The sequence below is a fragment of the Isoptericola sp. NPDC056573 genome (assembly GCF_042793335.1).
Taxonomy (GTDB): domain Bacteria; phylum Actinomycetota; class Actinomycetes; order Actinomycetales; family Cellulomonadaceae; genus Isoptericola.
Genome location: NZ_JBHTUY010000010.1, coordinates 162,137 through 181,304, shown reverse-complemented (window position 1 = coordinate 181,304; position 19,168 = coordinate 162,137). Strand labels below are relative to the sequence as shown.

13 protein-coding genes are annotated in these 19,168 nt (G+C 74.4%); all 13 read right to left on the bottom strand.

All coding sequences use genetic code 11. From position 1 onward, the window contains the following. Nucleotides 1-53: 53 nt before the first annotated feature. On the bottom strand, nucleotides 54-1,478 hold the full coding sequence (gene pyk / locus ACFQ8E_RS17620) for a pyruvate kinase (protein ID WP_430551862.1): 1,425 nt from the start codon (nucleotides 1,476-1,478) through the stop codon (nucleotides 54-56). A gap of 93 nt (nucleotides 1,479-1,571) precedes the next feature. Next, nucleotides 1,572-3,038, bottom strand: a complete 1,467-nt coding sequence (locus ACFQ8E_RS17615) for a glutamate synthase subunit beta (RefSeq protein ID WP_430551861.1) — start codon at nucleotides 3,036-3,038, stop codon at nucleotides 1,572-1,574. Then, nucleotides 3,031-7,599 carry a glutamate synthase large subunit gene (gltB, locus tag ACFQ8E_RS17610; protein WP_430551860.1) on the bottom strand — a complete coding sequence of 1,523 codons (4,569 nt, stop codon included), beginning with the start codon at nucleotides 7,597-7,599 and terminating at the stop codon, nucleotides 3,031-3,033. Before gltB ends, ACFQ8E_RS17615 begins: the two co-directional genes overlap by 8 nt. Before the next feature lie 120 nt (nucleotides 7,600-7,719). Continuing rightward, a complete protein-coding gene (gene lgt / locus ACFQ8E_RS17605; protein ID WP_430551859.1) occupies nucleotides 7,720-8,856 on the bottom strand; it encodes a prolipoprotein diacylglyceryl transferase in 1,137 nt (378 codons plus the stop codon). Continuing rightward, a complete protein-coding gene (trpA, locus tag ACFQ8E_RS17600; protein WP_430551858.1) occupies nucleotides 8,853-9,713 on the bottom strand; it encodes a tryptophan synthase subunit alpha in 861 nt (286 codons plus the stop codon). The genes lgt and trpA overlap by 4 nt, the downstream gene beginning before the upstream one ends. Then, nucleotides 9,710-11,020: a tryptophan synthase subunit beta gene (gene trpB, locus ACFQ8E_RS17595; protein ID WP_430551857.1), complete on the bottom strand. Its 1,311-nt coding sequence runs from the start codon at nucleotides 11,018-11,020 to the stop codon at nucleotides 9,710-9,712. Before trpB ends, trpA begins: the two co-directional genes overlap by 4 nt. Nucleotides 11,021-11,177: 157 nt before the next feature. Further along, nucleotides 11,178-12,002 (bottom strand): indole-3-glycerol phosphate synthase TrpC, encoded by an 825-nt coding sequence (gene trpC / locus ACFQ8E_RS17590; RefSeq protein ID WP_430551856.1) that lies wholly within the window; start codon nucleotides 12,000-12,002, stop codon nucleotides 11,178-11,180. Between the two features lie 174 nt (nucleotides 12,003-12,176). Next, nucleotides 12,177-12,455 (bottom strand): HGxxPAAW family protein, encoded by a 279-nt coding sequence (locus tag ACFQ8E_RS17585; protein WP_430551855.1) that lies wholly within the window; start codon nucleotides 12,453-12,455, stop codon nucleotides 12,177-12,179. 41 nt (nucleotides 12,456-12,496) lie between these two features. Next, complete coding sequence (locus ACFQ8E_RS17580; protein WP_430551854.1) at nucleotides 12,497-13,210, bottom strand: Trp biosynthesis-associated membrane protein; 714 nt, start codon at nucleotides 13,208-13,210, stop codon at nucleotides 12,497-12,499. 38 nt (nucleotides 13,211-13,248) lie between these two features. Beyond that, nucleotides 13,249-14,802: an anthranilate synthase component I gene (locus tag ACFQ8E_RS17575; RefSeq protein WP_430551871.1), complete on the bottom strand. Its 1,554-nt coding sequence runs from the start codon at nucleotides 14,800-14,802 to the stop codon at nucleotides 13,249-13,251. Nucleotides 14,803-14,941: 139 nt separating this feature from the next. Further along, on the bottom strand, nucleotides 14,942-15,346 hold the full coding sequence (gene hisI / locus ACFQ8E_RS17570) for a phosphoribosyl-AMP cyclohydrolase (protein ID WP_430551870.1): 405 nt from the start codon (nucleotides 15,344-15,346) through the stop codon (nucleotides 14,942-14,944). A 72-nt stretch (nucleotides 15,347-15,418) separates the two neighbouring features. Next, nucleotides 15,419-17,218 carry an ABC transporter ATP-binding protein gene (locus ACFQ8E_RS17565; protein WP_430551853.1) on the bottom strand — a complete coding sequence of 600 codons (1,800 nt, stop codon included), beginning with the start codon at nucleotides 17,216-17,218 and terminating at the stop codon, nucleotides 15,419-15,421. Further along, nucleotides 17,215-19,083: an ABC transporter ATP-binding protein gene (locus ACFQ8E_RS17560; RefSeq protein WP_430551869.1), complete on the bottom strand. Its 1,869-nt coding sequence runs from the start codon at nucleotides 19,081-19,083 to the stop codon at nucleotides 17,215-17,217. The genes ACFQ8E_RS17565 and ACFQ8E_RS17560 overlap by 4 nt, the downstream gene beginning before the upstream one ends. Between the last annotated feature and the right edge of the window lie 85 nt (nucleotides 19,084-19,168).

The following is a 19,168-nucleotide window of genomic DNA, read 5'->3' as shown; positions in this document are numbered from 1 at the left end:
CCCCTCGGCGAGAAGCCGAGGGGCACGGGCCGTCGTCGTCGGGCCGTCGGAGGTCAGACGTCGGAGTGGCTGCCGACCTGGTGCACGAGGATCGAGTTCGTCGTGCCGGGCACGCCCACCGGAGCGCCCGAGACGATCACGACGCGGTCGCCGGGCTCGGCGAGCCCGTTGGCACGCAGCGTGGAGTCGACCTGGCCGACCATCGCGTCGACGCTCTCGACCTTCGGCACCTGGTAGGTGGTGGTGCCCCAGGTGAGCGCGAGCACGTTGCGCACGCTCTCCTCCGGCGTGAACGCCAGCAGCGGGATGCCCGACCGCAGGCGCGACATGCGCTTGGCCGAGTCACCCGACTGGGTGAACGTCACGAGGTACTTCACGCCGAGCGTCTCGCCGATCTCGGCGGCCGCCCGGGTGATGACGCCGCCGCGGGTGTGCGGCGAGGAGCCCAGGGGCGCGATGCGCTCGCGGCCCATCTCCTCGGTGGCCTCGATGATCCGGGCCATCGTCTGGACCGTGATGATCGGGTAGTCGCCCACGCTGGTCTCGCCCGAGAGCATGACCGCGTCCGCGCCGTCGAGCACCGCGTTGGCGCAGTCGGAGGCCTCGGCACGCGTCGGCGTCGGGCTGGTGGTCATGGACTCCAGCACCTGCGTGGCGACGATGACCGGCTTCGCGTTGCGGCGGGCCAGCTCCACGATGCGCTTCTGCACCAGCGGCACCTGCTCCAGGGGCATCTCCACGGCGAGGTCGCCGCGCGCCACCATGAAGCCGTCGAAGGCCGCGACGACCTCCTCCAGGTTCTCGACCGCCTGCGGCTTCTCGATCTTGGCGACGACGGGGACCGTACGGCCCTCCTCCGCCATGATCGCCGCGACGTCGTCGTAGTCCTTCGCGGACCGCACGAACGACAGCGCGATGATGTCCGCGCCCATGCGCAGCGCCCAGCGCAGGTCGTCGGTGTCCTTCTCCGACAGCGCCGGCACGGAGACCGCGACGCCGGGGAGGTTGATGCCCTTGTTGTTCGAGACCGGGCCGGCGACCTCGACGGTCGTCACGACGCGCGGGCCCTCGACGGCCGTGACGCGCACGCGCACCTTGCCGTCGTCGATGAGGAGCGGATCGCCGACGCGGGCGTCGCCCGCCAGGCCCTTGTGGGTCGTCGAGACGAGCTCCTTGGTGCCCTCCACGTCCTCGGTGGTGATGGTGAACGTGTCACCCTCGTTGAGGAAGTGCTTCTGGTCGCCCGCGAACCGGCCGAGCCGGATCTTCGGGCCCTGGAGGTCGACGAGGACTGCGACGTTGCGGCCGGACTCCTTCGCCGCCTCTCGGACACCGTGGTAGACGGCCTCGTGCTCCGCCTGCTCCCCGTGGCTCCGGTTGATCCGGGCCACGTCCATGCCCGCGTCGACCAGCTCACGGAGCTTGGTCGGGGACGCCGTCGCGGGTCCGATGGTGCACACGATCTTCGCTCTGCGCATGTCTCCAGCCTCGTCGTCGATCCGCCCCGGCGCGAGCCGGAGCGGCGCCCGGGCGCCCGAACGGCCCCGGGTACTGCTTCGTCGTTGTTCTTCTTATCCTCGCAGCGCGACCGTCCGCGGGCCGACCGGCGCGGGCAGCTCGGAGCTGCCCTGCAGGTAGGCGTCCACGGCGGCCGCCGTCGCGCGGCCCTCGGCGATCGCCCAGACGATCAGCGACTGCCCCCGGCCCGCGTCACCCGTCGCGTAGACGCCGGGCAGGCTGGTGGCGTAGTCGTCGCCGCGCCGCACCAGCCCGCGAGTCGTGAGCTCCGCGCCGGTCTGGGTCACCAGCTCGTCGGTCTCCGGGCCGGTGAACCCCATCGCGATGAGGACCAGGTCCGCCGGGATCTCCCGCTCGGTGCCCGCCTTCGGCACCCGCCGGCCGTCCGGCAGGTACTCGGTCTCGGCGACCTTCAGGGCCCGGACGTTCCCGTCCTCGCCGCCCACGAACTCTACCGTCGAGGCCAGGTAGCTGCGCTCCCCGCCCTCCTCGTGGGACGTCGAGACCTCGAAGACGATCGGGTCCGTCGGCCAGGGCTGGCTCGCCGACCGCTCGAGCGGGGGCTGCTTGCCGATCGCCAGGGTGGTGACGCTGGCGGCGCCCTGCCGCAGCGACGTGCCGAGGCAGTCCGAGCCGGTGTCGCCGCCGCCGATGATCACGACGTGCTTGCCCGCGGCCGACGGCGCGCCGTCGACGGGGTTGCCCGCCGCGGCCTTGTTCGCCGGGGTCAGGAAGTCCATCGCGACGTGCACGCCGCCCAGGTCGCGGCCCGGCACCGTGAGCTCGCGCGGCACGGTGGCGCCCGTGGCCAGGACCACGGCGTCGAACCGGCGACGCAGCGCGTCCCAGGTGATGTCGCGCCCGATGGCCACCCCCGGGCGGAAGCGGGTGCCCTCGGCCTCCATCTGCTCGAGTCGACGGTCGATGTGCGTCTTCTCGAGCTTGAAGTCGGGGATGCCGTAGCGCAGGAGCCCGCCGATGGCGTCGTCCCGCTCGTACACGACGACCGTGTGGCCGGCGCGCGTGAGCTGCTGGGCGGCAGCCAGCCCCGCCGGGCCGGAGCCGACGACGGCCACGGTCGAGCCCGTGAGCCGCTGGGGCACCTGCGGCGTCACCAGGCCACGCGCGAACGCCTCGTCGATGATCGAGACCTCGACGTTCTTGATCGTCACGGCGGGCTGGTTGATCCCCAGCACGCAGCTCGTCTCGCACGGGGCCGGGCAGACGCGCCCGGTGAACTCCGGGAAGTTGTTGGTCGCGTGCAGGCGCTCGATCGCGTCGGCCCACTGGTCGCGCCACACCAGGTCGTTCCACTCCGGGATGAGGTTCCCGAGGGGGCAGCCCTGGTGGCAGAACGGGATGCCGCAGTCCATGCAGCGGCCCGCCTGCTCCTTGAGGAACGGCTGCCCGTCCTCGCGGTGGGCGTGCGTGTCCTTCCAGTCACGCAGCCGCACCTCGACGGGGCGGTTCGGCGGCAGCTCGCGCTCCCGCACCTTCAGGAATCCGCGGGGGTCAGCCACGCGCCACCTCCATGATCTGCTCCCACATCGCCGGGTCGAAGTCGTCGCCCTCGCCCAGCGTCTTCCCTGCGGCCTCGGCGTCGGCCAGCGCGGCGCGCACGCGGGCCCAGCCCGCGGGCAGGACGCGCGAGAAACGGGCCCGTGCGCCGTCGTCCTCGAGGAGCTCGGCCGCCACGGGCGAGCCGGTCTCCGCGAGATGCCGCTCCAGCAGGCCGCGCACACGGTCCCAGTCGGCGTCGTCCAGCGCGCCCACCTCGAGCTCGCCGCTCTTCACCGCCTGGATGTTCATCGCGACGTCGCGCAGGTTGAGCACGTACGCCACGCCGCCCGACATGCCGGCGCCGAAGTTGCGGCCGGTGGGGCCGAGCACCAGCACCGTCCCGCCGGTCATGTACTCGCAGCCGTGGTCGCCCACGCCCTCGGTCACCAGCGTCGCACCGGAGTTGCGCACGGCGAAGCGCTCGCCCACGCGGCCCCGCAGCAGGATCTCGCCCGACGTCGCGCCGTAGCCGATGACGTTGCCCGCCACGACGTTCGCGGCGCCCTCGAGCACCGCCGACCGGTCGGGTCGCACGACGATGCGCCCGCCCGACAGGCCCTTGCCGACGTAGTCGTTGGCGTCGCCGTACAGGCGCAGCGTGACGCCGCGCGGCAGGAACGCCCCGAGCGACTGGCCGGCCGAGCCCGTGAGGGTCACGTCGATCGTGTCGTCGGGCAGACCGGCACCGCGGTACCGCTTGGTCACCTCGTGACCGAGCATCGTGCCGACCGTGCGGTTGACGTTGCGCACCGGCACCTCGATCCGCACGGGGAGCGCGTCCTCGAGCGCGGGGCGCGCCTTCTCGATCAGCTGGTTGTCCAGCGCCTTGGCCAGGCCGTGGTCCTGCGTGGCCACCTGGTGCAGCGTGGTGCCCGGCACCGCCTCGGGCGCGGCGAGCACCGGCGCGAGGTCCAGGCCCTGCGCCTTCCAGTGGTCGACGGCCTTGCGCGTGTCGAGGGCCTCGACGTGCCCGACGGCCTCCTCGATCGACCGGAAGCCGAGCGAGGCGAGGTGCTCGCGCACCTCCTGCGCGATGAACTCGAAGAAGTTCACGACGAACTCCGGCTTGCCCGTGAACCGCTTGCGCAGCTCCGGGTTCTGCGTCGCCACGCCGACCGGGCACGTGTCCAGGTGGCAGACCCGCATCATGACGCAGCCCGAGACGACCATCGGCGCGGTCGCGAAGCCGAACTCCTCGGCCCCGAGCAGCGCCGCCACGACGACGTCGCGGCCGGTCTTCATCTGCCCGTCGACCTGCACGACGATGCGGTCGCGCAGGTTGTTGAGCACGAGCGTCTGCTGGGTCTCGGCGAGGCCGATCTCCCACGGCGTGCCCGCGTGCTTGAGCGACGTCAGCGGGCTCGCGCCCGTGCCCCCGTCGTGACCGGAGATGAGCACGACGTCCGCGTGCGCCTTGGACACGCCCGTCGCCACGGTGCCCACGCCGAACTCGGAGACGAGCTTGACGTGCACGCGCGCGGCCGGGTTGGCGTTCTTGGCGTCGTGGATGAGCTGCGCCAGGTCCTCGATCGAGTAGATGTCGTGGTGCGGCGGCGGCGAGATGAGCCCCACGCCGGGCGTCGAGTGCCGGGTCTTGGCGACCCACGGGTACACCTTGGGCCCGGGCAGCTGACCGCCCTCGCCGGGCTTGGCGCCCTGGGCGAGCTTGATCTGGATGTCGTCGGCGTTGGTCAGGTACTCGCTCGTCACGCCGAACCGGCCCGACGCGATCTGCTTGACCCGCGAGCGGCGCTCCGGGTCGTACAGGCGCTCCGGGTCCTCGCCGCCCTCACCGGTGTTGGACCGGCCGCCGAGCCGGTTCATGGCGATCGCGAGGGTCTCGTGCGCCTCCGCGGAGATCGACCCGTACGACATCGCGCCGGTGTTGAACCGCTTGACGATCTCCTCGACCGACTCGACCTCGTCGATCGGCACCGGCTCGCGGTCCGGGGTGAAGCGCAGCAGGCCGCGCAGCGTCATGAGGCGACGGGACTGCTCGTCCACGCGCCGCGTGTACTGGCGGAAGATGTCCATCCGCCCGGTGCGGGTGGCGTGCTGGAGGCGGAAGACCGTCTCGGGGTCGAAGAGGTGCTCCTCCCCGTCCCGGCGCCACTGGTACTCGCCGCCGCTGGTCAGCCGCTGGTGCGCCGCGTGGTTGCCCGACGCCGGGTACGCCTCCGCGTGCCGCGCCGCGACCTCGGCCGCGATGACGTCCAGGCCGATGCCGGCCAGACGGCTCGTCGTGCCGGTGAAGTAGTCCTCGACGAGCTCGTGGGAGAGCCCGACGGCCTCGAAGATCTGGGCGCCGCGGTACGACATGATCGTCGAGATGCCCATCTTGCTCATCACCTTGAGCACGCCCTTGCCGAGCGCGGTGATGAGGTTGGCGACCGCCTTCTCCGGCGTGACGGCGAGGTAGCCGCGCAGCGCGAGGTCCTCGACCGTCTCCATGGCGAGGTACGGGTTCACCGCGGCGGCGCCGTACCCGATCAGGAGCGCGACGTGGTGCACCTCCCGCACGTCGCCCGCCTCCACGACGAGCGAGATCCGGGTGCGGGTGCCCTGCCGCAGCAGGTGGTGGTGCACGGCGCTGGTCAGCAGCAGCGACGGGATCGGCGCGAGCTCCGAGTCGGAGTCGCGGTCGGACAGGACGACGTGCGTCACCCCGGCCGCGATGTCCGCGTCCACCTGGGCGAAGATCTCCTCGAGGCGGGCCTGCAGCGCCTTGCCGCCGCCGGACACCTCGTAGAGGCCGCGCACGATGCCGGCGCGGAACTCGCCCTCCAGCCGCGGGTCCCGGTCGATGCGCACGATCTTGGCGAGCTCGTCGTTGTCGAGCACCGGGAACGGCAGGTCGAGCTTGCGGGCGTGGCTCGCGACCTCCTCGAGGAGGTTCGGCTCGGGGCCGATCGTGCTGTCGATCGCCGTGACGAGCTGCTCGCGGATGGAGTCCAGGGGCGGGTTCGTCACCTGGGCGAACATCTGCGTGAAGTAGTCGAACAGCAGCCGCGGCCGGCTCGACAGCACGGCGATCGGCGTGTCCGAGCCCATGGCCCCGAGCGCCTCCGCGGCGGTGTCGGCCATCGGCGTGAGGAGGATCTTCAGCTCCTCGGTGGTGTACCCGAAGGCGCGCTGCCGCCGCTGGACGGACGCGGGCGAGTGCGCGACGTGCTCGCGCTCCGGCAGCGAGTCCAGCGTGATCGTGTTGCCGGCGATCCACTCGCCGTACGGCCGCTGGGCGGCGAGCTGCGACTTGAGCTCGTCGTCCTCCACGATCCGGCCCTGCTCCGTGTCGACGAGGAACATGCGCCCCGGCTCGAGGCGCCCCTTGCGCACGATCGTCGCGGGGTCGAGGTCCAGGACGCCGGCCTCCGACGCGAGCACGACGAGGCCGTCCTCCGTGACCCAGTAGCGGCCCGGACGCAGGCCGTTGCGGTCGAGGACGGCGCCGATGAGGGTGCCGTCGGTGAACGTGAGGCAGGCGGGCCCGTCCCACGGCTCCATGAGGTTCGCGTGGTACTGGTAGAACGCGCGCCGGGCCGGGTCCATCTCGGCGTGGTTCTCCCACGCCTCCGGGACCATCATCAGCACGGCGTGCGGCAGCGAGCGGCCGGACAGGTGCAGCAGCTCCAGCACCTCGTCGAAGCTGGCCGAGTCGCTCGACCCCTCGGTGCACACGGGCAGCAGCGGCGCCAGGTCGCCGAGCACCTCGCTGGCCATGGTGCTCTCGCGGGCGGCCATCCAGTTGCGGTTGCCCCGCACGGTGTTGATCTCGCCGTTGTGCGCCACGAGCCGGAACGGCTGCGCCAGCGGCCACGACGGGAACGTGTTCGTGGAGAACCGGGAGTGGACCAGCGCGATCTCCGACGCGTAGCGCGGGTCGCTCAGGTCGGGGAAGAACGGCTCGAGCTGCGCCGTCGTGAGCATGCCCTTGTACGTGAGGGTGCGGCTCGACAGCGAGGCGAGGAACAGGTCGAGCTCGTTCTGCGCGCGCTTGCGCAGGCGGTAGGTGCGCCGGTCGAGCTCGAGCCCCGACAGCTCGCGCGACGGGTCCGCCACGACGACCTGCCGGAACAGGGGCATCGAGGCGCGCGCCGTCGGGCCGACCAGGTCGGCCGTGACCGGCACGTCGCGCCAGGCGAGGACGTCGAGCTTCTCCTCCGCGGCGATCGCCTCGAACCGGCGGGCGGCCGCGTCGGCCTCCGCGACGGCCTGAGGCAGGAACGCCATGCCGATCGCGTAGTGGCCGGCGGGCGGGAGCTCGGCGGCGACGACGTCACGGACGAAGGCGTCCGGGATCTGCGTGAGGATCCCGGCCCCGTCCCCGCTGTTCTCCTCCGCACCGACCGCTCCGCGGTGGTCGAGGTTCAACAGTGCGGTCAGGCCCGCGTCCACGATGTCGCGGCCGGGCGTCCCGCGCAGGGTCGCGACGAACGCGACACCGCACGCGTCGTGCTCGGACGCGGGGTCGTAGAGGCCCTGGGCCGAGGGCCGCGCGACCCGATGCTGCGGCGTGGTCATCAACACCGTCCTCCTGCACGCCCGCACGCGGGCGCGTCATGCTCAAAGGTGGTCGGGACATCGTCGGCCCGTCGGAAACATAGGCGGCCCCGCCCGGGTGGTGCCCCGGTCGGAGTCGCCTCAGGCGCGGTCGGTCGGTCCCTGGTCGGGACCGGGTCCTTGCGCGTCCGCACGGTGCGGTCCGCCGCCGCTGTCGCGGCCGTCGTCCCGGCCGGAGGCGCCTGCGGCGGCCCCGGCGTGCGCGGTGCTCATGGTGTCAAGCTCAGTGTCGGGCTCAGTGTCGGGCTCGGGGTCGTGCCCCGTGTCCTGCCCGGTGTCCTGCTCGGCGTCGACCCGGTCGTCCCGGGACCGACGGTCCTCCTCCTGCCGGTCGCGGCTGCGGCCGGGCAGCTCCACCCCGTCCTCACGCCCCGGGTAGCGCCTGCCGATGACGACGAAGGCGACGAGGGCACCGAGGCCCACGACGATCGACGTCCACACGTTCAGACGCAGCCCGAGCACGTGCTCGGCGGTGTCGATGCGGAGCATCTCGATCCACACCCTGCCCAGAGTGTAGAGCGCGACGTAGGCCCAGAATACCCGCCCATGACCGAGCCTGTACCGGCGGTCGAGCCAGACGAGAAGTGCGGCCGCCCCGAGGTTCCAGAGCAGCTCGTACAGGAACGTGGGGTGGAACAGGGTCCCCGCCGCGAACGCCGTGCCGGTGTCCGCGTTGAGCCGCTCGATCACGGCCGGGGAGACCTCGAGCCCCCAGGGCAGCGTCGTCGGGGCGCCGAACAGCTCCTGGTTGAACCAGTTGCCCAGGCGTCCGATCGCCTGCGCGACGAGGAGCCCGGGTGCGAGCGCGTCCGCGAACGAGCTCAGCCGCACGCCCTTGCGGCGGCAGCCGATCCAGGCGCCGACGGCGCCGAGCGCCACCGCGCCCCAGATCCCGAGGCCGCCCTCCCAGACGTACAGGGCGCGCACGGGGTCCCCGCCCTCGCCCCAGTACGGCTCGGGCGTGCTGATCACGTGGTAGAGCCGGCCACCGACGATGCCGAACGGGACGGCCCAGAACGCGATGTCGAGGACGTCGTCCGCGTCCCCGCCCCGGGCGACCCAGCGCTTGGTGGTGATCCAGATCGCGACCGCGATACCGGCCAGGATGGCCAGCGCGTAGGCGCGGAGCGGCACCGGGCCGAGGTACCACGTGTGCTGCGACGGGCTCGGGATCGCCGCCTGCACCGACGCCGCGGACGCCAGCAGGGTCGCGCTCACGCGCCCTCCCCCGGCCCCCCGCGGGCACGGCGCACGCCGTCGGCGAGGTCCGTCACGGTCGCCCGCAGCGTGTCGAGCCGGTCGGACCACGGACGGTCGGCGAGCAGCGGGCGCACGAGCGCCGAGCCGACGATGACGCCGTCGGCGAACCGGCCCACCTCGGCGGCCTGGTCGCCGGACGAGACGCCGAGCCCGACGCACACGTGGTCGGCGCCCGCCGCCCGGGTGTCGGCGACGAGCTGCTCGGCCCGGTCGCCCACCTGGTCGCGGGTGCCGGTCACGCCCATCGTCGACGCCGCGTAGACGAAGCCCCGCGACGCGCGGGCGGTCAGCGCCAGGCGCTCGGGCGTCGAGCTCGGCGCGACGAGGAACACGCGGTCGAGGCCGTGCTCCTGCGACGCCGCGATCCAGTCCGCGCCTTCGTCGGGGATGAGGTCGGGGGTGATGAGACCGGCGCCCCCGGCGGCCGCGAGGTCGCGCGCGAACGCGTCCACCCCGTAGCGCAGCACCGGGTTCCAGTACGTCATCACGAGGGCGGGCACGCGCCCGCCCGAGTGCTCGGCGACGGCCTCGACGACGCGCAGCACGTCGCGGACCCGGGTGCCGGCGGCGAGCGCGGCCTCCGCGGCGCGCTGGATCACCGGTCCGTCCATCACCGGGTCGGTGTACGGCACGCCGATCTCGACGACGTCGGCGCCCGCGTCCACGGTCGCCAGGACGGCCTCGATCGAGCGCTCGACGTCCGGGAACCCGACGGGCAGGTAGGCGACGAGTGCGCCGCGGCCCTCGTCGCGCAGGGCGTCGAGGCGCGCGCCGGTGGTCGACGTCGCCGCCGGAGTGGTGTCGGTCGTGGTCACTGGTCCCCCTCCGCCGTGTCGTCCGTCCGGTCCTCGTCGAGCAGCCCGAACCACCGCGCCGCGGTGGCCACGTCCTTGTCCCCGCGACCCGACAGGTTCACCAGGATCACCTGGCCGGGACGACCGGCCTCGGCCGCCTCGCGACCCAGCCGTACGGCTCCGGCGAGCGCGTGCGCGGACTCGATCGCCGGGATGATCCCCTCGGTGCGGCACAGGAGCCGGAAGGCCTCCATGGCCTCGTCGTCCGTCACGGGCTCGTACGTGGCGCGCCCCAGGTCGTGCAGCCACGAGTGCGCGGGCCCGACGCTCGGGTAGTCCAGCCCGGCCGAGACCGAGTGGCTCGGCAGCGTCTGGCCGTCGTCGTCCTGCAGCAGGTAGGAGCGGGCGCCGTGCAGCACGCCCGGGGCCCCGCCGGAGAAGCGGGCCGCGTGCCGGCCGGTCTCGATGCCCTCGCCCCCGGCCTCGAAGCCGTGCAGCGACACCCCCTCGTCGTCGAGGAAGGCGTTGAAGATGCCGAGCGCGTTCGACCCGCCGCCCACGCACGCCGCGACGGCGTCCGGCAGCCGGCCGATGCGCTCGAGGATCTGCTCGCGCGCCTCCTCGCCGATGATGCGGTGGAACTCGCGGACCATCTCCGGGAACGGGTGCGGGCCCGTGACCGTGCCGAGCAGGTAGTGCGTGGAGTCGACGTTCGCGACCCAGTCGCGCAGCGCCTCGTTGATCGCGTCCTTGAGGGTGCGCGAGCCGATCTTCACGGGCACGACCTCGGCGCCCAGCAGCCGCATCCGGGCGACGTTCAGCGCCTGACGCTGCGTGTCCTCCTCGCCCATGTAGACGACGCACTCGAGGTCGAGCAGGGCGGCCGCGGTCGCGGTGGCCACGCCGTGCTGCCCGGCCCCGGTCTCGGCGATCACCCGCGTCTTGCCCATGCGCTTGACCAGCAGGGCCTGGCCGAGGACGTTGTTGATCTTGTGGGACCCCGTGTGGTTGAGGTCCTCGCGCTTGAGGAACACCCGGTGACCGGCCTCGGCGCCCCCGCAGTGCTCCGCGAAGCGCGGCACCTCGGTGAGCGGCGAGGGACGCCCGGTGTACTCCCGGTGCAGGCGTGCCAGCTCGTCCGTGAACGCCGGGTCGCCGAGCGCCTTGCGGTACTCGGTCTCCAGCTCGTCGAGCGCGGCGATGAGGGCCTCGGGCACGAAGCGGCCGCCGAACTGGCCGAAGTAGGGGCCTTCGACGTCCGCGAGCCGCCCGAGCACCTGGTGCGCCAGGGTCTCGGTCAGGGTCTCCCGTACGGGCTGGTCGGGCACGGGTCCTCCGTCTCTCGTCGGCACCGCTCGGCGCTCTGCACGAGGGGTCGTCAGAGGGTACCGGTCGCCCGGGCCTCCGCCGCCCGCCGTCCAGGACGCGTCGGGATGGTGTGCCGTGTGTGGTGTTGTGCCGTGGTCGTGCGACGTGCTGCGGTGGTTACGGCTGGGCCGCCGGGCGGACCGACCACAGCGCGGGGTGCTGCCCGGCCGCGACCAGGTCGGCCACCGACCGGCGCGGGGCGCCGTCGGTCACGAGCGCCTCGCCGACCAGCACGGCGTGCGCGCCGGACCGGGCGTAGTCGAGGACGTCGTGCGGGCCGCGGACGCCGGACTCGGCGACGCGGACGACGTCGTCGGGGATGAGCGGGGCGAGGCGCGCGAAAGTCGTGCGGTCCACCTCGAGCGTCTTGAGGTCGCGGGCGTTCACGCCCACCACGCGCGCCCCGGCGTCGAGGGCGCGACGCACCTCGTCGTCGGTGTGGGCCTCGACCAGCGCCGTCATGCCGAGCGAGTGCACCCGCTCGATCAGGGACGTCAGCACGGTCTGCTCCAGGGCCGCGACGATGAGCAGCACGAGGTCCGCCCCGTGGGCCCGCGCCTCCCACACCTGGTACGGCGTGACGACGAAGTCCTTGCGCAGCACGGGCACGTCCACGCGGGCGCGGACGGCGTCCAGGTCGGCGAGCGAGCCGCCGAACCGTCGCTGCTCCGTGAGCACGGAGATCGCGCTGGCCCCGCCGCTGGCGTACTCCTCGGCCAGCGCCGCGGGGTCGGAGATCGACGCCAGGTTGCCCTTGCTGGGGCTGGATCGCTTCACCTCCGCGATCACGGCGACGCGATCCTCCGAGAGCAGCCGGCCGCAGCACTCGAGCGCGCCCGGCACGCGCGCCGCGCGCTCCTTGAGCTCGTCGAGCGACGTCCGCGCCTGGCGTACCGCGAGGTCCTCACGGACCCCCGCGACGATGTCCTCCAGGACCGTCATGGTCTGCCTCCCCGTCCCCTGACGCCGCACCGACGTCTGCCTGCCATCGTAGGCCCGTCCGCGGGACGGCCCGGACACGTCTCCGAGCGTGAGACGACGACGGCGCGCCCCCGTGGGTCGGGGGCGCGCCGTCCTCGTGCCGGCGGGCGGTCGGGGCCGCCGCCGGGAGGAAGCTCAGTGGCCGGAAGGAGCCCGGCGCGGCGTCACGCCGTCCTTCGGCTGTCCGAGGCCCATGTTGCGCAGCACGAGGCCGAGCACGAGCGAGGCGGCCACGATCACGGCACCGACCCAGACCACCGCGTCCGGGACCGGGGGCAGCATCCCGACGGCGCCGACGGCCACGCCCAGCATGATGCCGATCATCGCCGTCCACGCGGCGGTCGTGTGGCCGTGGTTGGTCGGCGGGACGGCCGGGGGCAGGTAGGCGACCTCGGCGTTGCGGTTCTCGGTCATGGGAATGTGATGCCCTTTCGTGACGTGGTGCGCGGTCCAGCCTAGCGGTCCGCGGACGGGTCGGTTCCCCGGGAGAGCGCGTCCCAGGCGTCGTGGGGGTCGTGCTGACCAGGCGCGTCGGGGTCGTCCCCCGACGGCGGCGCCTCGGCGCTCGGGGCGCTGCCGCCCGCGCCGGGTGCGGCATCGGCGCGCTCGTGCCGCCCGGAGGTGGCTCCCCAGGCGGGCGCGCCCGCCGCCGCGAGGGCGGCGACGAGCACCGCCGCCACGCCGAGCACCGCGGTCAGCCAGGGCCACACGGCGACGGAGACGGGCGACGTGAGGTCCGTCACGCCGGCGGTCGCCGACGCGCCCGACGTCGCGGCGGGCAGCGGGTCGAGCAGCACGGCCGCCGCCGAGGCGGTGGCCAGGGCGCCCGCGAGCGCGACGACGACCAGCGCGACCCAGCGCGCCACGCGGCCCGCGATGGCGAGGGCGACGCCGCCCGCCACCACCACGAGCGCGGCGGCGCCCACGGCGGGCGCCGCCGTCGTGCCCGTGACCGCGACGTCGACCGTCGGCTCGAGGGCCGTCGACACCGTCGTGCTCACCCAGGTCGGCGACGCCGTCGCGAGGGTGAGCCCGCCGACCGCCACCACCGACCACACCGCCCGCGACCGCGCGCGCAGCGGCCCGCGGCCCAGCGGGCGACCGCCGTCGCCCTCGTGCGTGCCGTCCTGGGTGCCGTCGTGCGCTGCCCGTGCTCTGTCGTCGTCCATGTCCGCCTGCCCGTCCGTCGTGCTGGTCCGTGCCGCGCTCAGAGCGCCCGGAACCGCGCGGCCAGCTGCACCGCGCGCACCGCCGCGGCCGCCTTGTTGCGCGACTCCTCGTACTCGAGAGCCGGCACCGAGTCAGCGACGATGCCACCGCCGGCCTGCACCCACGCCTTGCCGTCGCGGATGCACGCGGTGCGGATCGCGATGGCCATGTCCATGTTGCCGCCGAAGTCGAAGTAGCCCACGGTGCCGCCGTAGATCCCGCGGGACGCGGGCTCCAGCTCGTCGATCAGGGCGATGGCACGCGGCTTGGGAGCCCCCGAGAGGGTGCCGGCGGGGAACGTCGCGCGCAGGGTGTCGAGCGCCGTCGCGCCCTGTCGCAGGCGGCCCACCACGGTGGAGCACAGGTGCATGATGTGGCTGAACCGGCGGGTGGCCATGAACTCGACCACCTCGACCGACGTCGGCTCGCAGACCTTGACCAGGTCGTTGCGCGACAGGTCGACGAGCATGAGGTGCTCGGCGCGCTCCTTGGGGTCGGTGAGGAGCTCCTCGCCGAACGCCACGTCCTCCTCGACGGTCGCGCCGCGCGGACGCGAGCCGGCGATCGGGTAGGTCGTGACGTGCCCGTCCGTCACCTTCACCAGGGTCTCGGGGCTGGAGCCGACGACGGAGAGGTCGCGCCCGTCGGGGCCGGTGAGCCGGAAGTAGTACATGTACGGGCTCGGGTTGATGGTGCGCAGCGCGCGGTACACGTCCAGCGGCGCGGCCGGGCAGTCCAGGCCGAGGCGCTGCGACAGCACCACCTGGAACACCTCGCCGTCGCGGATCGCCTCCTGCCCGGTGCGCACGGCGGCCTCGAACTCCTCGCGCGTGGAGCGGAACTCCAGGGCGGGCTCGGTCACCTCGTCCGGCCCGCGCAGCACCGTCGGCTGCGGCGGGGCCGGCGTGGCCAGCCGCGCCTGCATCGCGTCGAGGCGGGCGACGGCGTCGGCGTGCGCCTCGTCGACCCGCTCGTCGGTGCCGTCGCCGTTGATGGCGTTGGCGATGAGCCAGGCGCTGCCCGTGTGGTGGTCGACCGCCACGAGGTCCGTGGCGAGGCTCAGCGCCACCTCCGGCACGCCGAGCTCGTCGGGGGCGTTCGCGGGCAGCGTGGGCTCCCAGTGGCGCACCACGTCCCAGCCGAGCGCGCCGGTCAGCCCGCCCGTCAGCGGGGGCAGTCCCTCGATCGGCGGCGTGCGCAGCGCCTCCAGCGCCGCGCCGAGCACCTCGACGACGTCGCCCTCGAGCGGGATGCCCGCCGGGACGTCGCCGTGCCACACGGCGCGCCCGTCGGACGCCGTGAGGGTGGCGCGCGAGTCGACGCCCACGAACGACCAGCGCGACCAGCCGCCGGACGACTCCGCCGACTCGAGCACGAAGGTGCCCGGGCGGTCCTGGGCGAGCGTCCGGTACAGGCCGACCGGCGTGACGTCGTCCGCCAGCACGCGCCGGACCACGGGGATCACCCGGCGGTCGGCGGCCAGCTCGCGGAACGTCCCGAGACCCGGCCACGTCGCGCCCCACGCCAGGTCCTGCTCCGACGGGCCCGCCACGGGGGCGGTGCGCGGGGCGGGGTGGGGCTGCGCGACGGTGGGCGTGGTCACCGGTCCTCCTGAGGATCGTCGGGCTGTACGTGGGTGGTCGGGCTTGGGCGGTGCGGCGCGTGGTGCGCCGCCGGTGGCGAGGGCGCGGTCAGGCGGCGGGCGCGTCGGGGCCGACGACGGCCCCCAGGTCGCCGCCCGCCTCGAAGCAGGTGCGCGAGCCGGTGTGGCACGCGGCGCCCACCTGGTGGACGCGCACGAGCAGGGCGTCGCCGTCGCAGTCCAGCGCGACGGACCGGACGAGCTGGACGTGCCCGGACGTGTCGCCCTTGCGCCAGTACTCCTCGCGCGACCGGCTCCAGAACGTCACGCGGCCCTCGGTGAGGGTGCGGCGCAGGGCCTCGTCGTCCATCCAGCCGAGCATGAGCACCTCGCCGGTGTCGTGCTGCTGCACGACCGCGGCGACGAGGCCGTGCTCGTCCCGCTTGAGCCGGTCGGCGATCGCGGGGTCGAGCGCGGGGTCGAGAGCAGCCCCGGGCAGGGAGGCGTCGGTCAGATCGGGCACCCATGCATCTTCCCACGGCGCGGCGGGGCGCGGGGCGCACCGTCCGCCCCGTCGGCACGCCCGTCAGCGGGTCTGGGCCACCCAGCTCGCGTGCATCCGCGCGTAGACGCCGCCCGCGGCCGCCAGCTCCGCGTGCCCGCCGACCTCGACCACGCGCCCGTCGTCGACGACGACCACGAGGTCGCTCGCCTCCGCCGTCGAGAGCCGGTGGGCGATGGTGAGGGTCGACCTCCCGGACGTGAGCGAGTCCAGCGCCCGCGCGATCCGCACCTCGGCGGCGGGGTCGACGGCCGAGGTGGCCTCGTCCAGCACCAGCAGGTCGGGGGCGGCCAGGTAGGCGCGCGCGATGGCGACCAGCTGCCGCTCCCCCGCGCTCAGCGCCTCGCCACGCTGGCCGACGGGCGTGTCCAGGCCCTGCGGCAGCCCCGCCACCCAGTCGGTGAGGCCGAGGGCGTCCACGGCCCCCGCGACACGGGCCCTGGTCTCGCGCGGGTCGGACGGCGGCTCGGGGCGCAGCCCGTAGGCGACGTTCTGCTCCACCGTGCCGTCGAAGAGGAAGCCCTCCTGCGGCACGAGGACGACCCGCTCGCGCAGCGAGGCGAGCGTGAGGCGGCGCAGGTCGACGCCGTCGAGCAGCACCGCCCCGGCCGTCGGGTCCATGAGGCGGGCGACCAGCTTGGCGACCGTGGTCTTGCCCGATCCCGTGCGTCCGACGACGGCGACCTTGCGGCGTGCGGGCAGCTCCAGGTCCACCCCGTGCAGCACCTCGGGCCCGTCCGGATAGGCGAACCGCACCCCGCGCAGCGTCACCCTGGCCGGTCCCCGGGGGCTCGCCGTCGCGTCGTCGGCGTCCGCCACGTCGAGGGGCGTCTCCAGCACGGCGAGCACGCGCCGCCAGCCCGCGACGGCGTTCTGCAGCTCGTTGAGGATCTCCGTGGCCTGCTGCACCGGACCGGTGAAGAGCTGCACGAGGAACAGGAACGCGACGACCTGGCCCGCGGTCAGGCCACCGCCGACGCCGAGCAGCGTGCCCACCACGACGACCACGGCGAGCACCAGGTTGGCGACGAGCACGCCGCTCGAGAACACCGACGAGACGAGGAGCTGGGCGCGGGCCTGCGTGGCGCGAGTCCTCTCGACGGCCGCGTCGACCCGGCGCCCGGTCCGCGCGGCCACGCCGTACGCCCGCACCGTCTCGGCGCCCACCACGGCCTCGGAGATCGCGCCGAGCATCGCGCCGACCGCCTGCCGCACCGCCGCGTAGGCGCGGTTCACCGTGCCCTGCGCGCGCCGCAGCACCAGGAACAGCGGCACGAAGCACGCCCAGACCACCAGCGTGAGCTGCCACGAGTACACGGCCATGAGGGCGGTGGCCACGAGCACCTGCAAGGTCGAGACGAGCAGCTGGATGCCGCCCCACTGCACGAACAGCGAGATCGTGTCGACGTCGGAGGTCACGCGGGACACGAGCGCGCCGCGGCGCTCGGTGCCCTGCGCCAGGGTGGACAGGTCGTGCACGTGCCGGAACGCCTGCACCCGCAGCGCGGCGAGCCCCGCCTCGGTACGGCGGAAGAGACGCACGTTGACGACGGCGGTGCACAGCCCCGCCACGACGACGGCGCCCGCCGCGAGCCCGGTCAGCAGCGCCACCCGTCCCGCGTCGGGCCCGCCGCCGGCGAGGATGCCGTCGTCGATCGTGCGCTGCACCGCGACCGGCACGACGACCCGGCCCGCGGCCGCCAGCACGGCGAGCGCGAGCGTGAGCCACAGGCCGTCCACGATCTGCGGCGAGATCTGCACGCCCCGCCGGAGCGTGGCGAGGACGCCCAGCTCGCTGGCGGCGGCGATGCGTGTCGCGCTCACCGTGTCCCCTCCCGCTCCTCGACGTCCGTCCCGGGCTCCGGCTCGACCTCCGGCTCGGCCTCCGGCAGCCCCTCCCCCGCGGCCGCCTCGTCGGCGAGCTCGCGCGCCCGACGCTCCGTCTCCCGCTCGTACGCCGTGGCGAGCGCGCGGTACCCGGGGTCGCGCGCCAGCAGGTCCGCGTGCGGCCCGACGTCGACGACACGGCCGCCCTCGAGGTGCACGACGACGTCCGCGAGGGCGACCGACGACATGCGGTAGGCGACCATCACGACGGTCGTGCCCCGTGCCTCTCCCCGGCCGTCGCCGCGCGCCGACGCGAGGGACCCGAGGATCTCCGCCTCGACGCGCGGGTCGACGGCCGAGGTGGCGTCGTCGAGCACGAGCAGCCGGGGGCGGCGGACCAGCGCCCGGGCGACGGCGAGTCGCTGGCGCTGCCCGCCGGACAGGTTGGCGCCGCGCTCGCCCAGGGGCGCGTCGAGCCCGCCGGGCAGCGCGCGCACGACGTCGTCGACGCGCGCGACGCGCAACGCCTCCCAGACCTCGGCGTCGTCCGGCACGCCGTCGTCGCCGGGGTCGGCGAGGGTCACGTTGGCGCGCACCGTGTCCTCGAAGACGAACGTCTGCTGCGTCACGAGCGCGACCTGCGCGGGCACCTCGCCCGCGGCGAGGTCGCGCACGTCCGCGCCGTCCAGCAGCACCCGGCCGCGGCTCGGGTCGCTGAGTCGCGCGAGCAGCGACACGAGGGTCGTCTTGCCCGCGCCGGTGCTGCCCACCACGGCCACGGTGGTCCCGGGCGCGACGTCGAGGTCGACGGCGTCGAGCAGGGTGACCGTGGTGCCGGCCGCCGGCACCACCACCCCGACGCCCTCGAGACGGACCGCCAGGCCGCCCGCCGCGCGCGGGAGCGCCCGCGTGCCCGGCAGCAGCGTCGACGGGGCGTCGAGGATGCCCGCGATCCGGTCGTACCCGACGAGGGCGCGCGGCAGCTCGCCGAGCACCCAGCCGAACGCGCGCACCGGCACGGCCATGACCGTCAGGAGGTAGGCGGCCGTCACGACGTCGCCCGCGTCGACCGCCCCGGTCGACGCCCGCCAGGTGCCCACGCCCAGCACGGCCAGCGTGCCCAGGGAGGGCAGCAGCTCGATGACCGGGTCGAAGACGGCCCGCACGGTGCCGACGCGGACGTTCGCGGCACGCAGCGCGTCGGTGCGCTCGGCGAACCGGCGCTCCTCGCGGTCGGCGGTGCCCAGCGACGTCACGAGCAGGGCGCCCTCGAACGACTCGTGCGCGACGTCGGCCACCTCGGCCCGCAGCTGCTGCGCGCGCGTGACGGCGGGCGTCATGTGGCGCTGGAAGACGACGTTCGCGGCGATCGCGGCCGGCACGACCAGGAGGGCCGCGACCGCCAGCCACACGTCCACCGCGAGCAGCGTCCCCGCCGCGACGCCGATCATCACCACGACGCCGAGCGCGAAGGGCAGGGGGTTGAAGACACCGGTGGCGGCCTCGACGTCGGCGCTCGCCGCGGACAGCAGCCGGCCGGCCGGGTGCGCGCGGTGCCAGGAGACGGGCAGGCGCAGGTACTGGTGGGACAGCCCGCGCCGGTGGTGCGCCTGGATCGCCGCGAAACCGTAGCCGGCCCAGATGCGCCGCCCGGCGACGCCGAGGGCGAGCGTGAGCGCCACCGCGGCGAGCACGAGCCCCGCGACCCAGACGCGCGAGCTCGCGTCCGGGTCGCCCGCGATCGCCGGGACGACGACCGCGTCGGTGGCCCAGCCGACGGCCCGGCTCACCGCGACCGTGGCGGCGCCGAACACGGCGGACGCGCCCACGGCCAGCACGTACAGCCGCGGCTCGGAGCGCATGCCGCGCCAGACGAGCGTCGCCGAGCGGCGCAGCCTCGACCCGGTGAGCGCGGTCGTCACGGCTCCGCTCGTCGTCCGCGAGGGT

What these genes read in the sequence shown, in the direction of transcription:
- pyk (WP_430551862.1), bottom strand. Translation starts at nt 1,478, where the DNA reads ATGCGCAGAGCGAAGATCGTGTGCACCATCGGACCCGCGACGGCGTCC.
- gltB (WP_430551860.1), bottom strand. Translation starts at nt 7,599, where the DNA reads ATGACCACGCCGCAGCATCGGGTCGCGCGGCCCTCGGCCCAGGGCCTC.
- trpC (WP_430551856.1), bottom strand. Translation starts at nt 12,002, where the DNA reads ATGACGGTCCTGGAGGACATCGTCGCGGGGGTCCGTGAGGACCTCGCG.
- ACFQ8E_RS17585 (WP_430551855.1), bottom strand. Translation starts at nt 12,455, where the DNA reads ATGACCGAGAACCGCAACGCCGAGGTCGCCTACCTGCCCCCGGCCGTC.
- ACFQ8E_RS17580 (WP_430551854.1), bottom strand. Translation starts at nt 13,210, where the DNA reads ATGGACGACGACAGAGCACGGGCAGCGCACGACGGCACCCAGGACGGC.
- ACFQ8E_RS17560 (WP_430551869.1), bottom strand. Translation starts at nt 19,083, where the DNA reads ATGCGCTCCGAGCCGCGGCTGTACGTGCTGGCCGTGGGCGCGTCCGCC.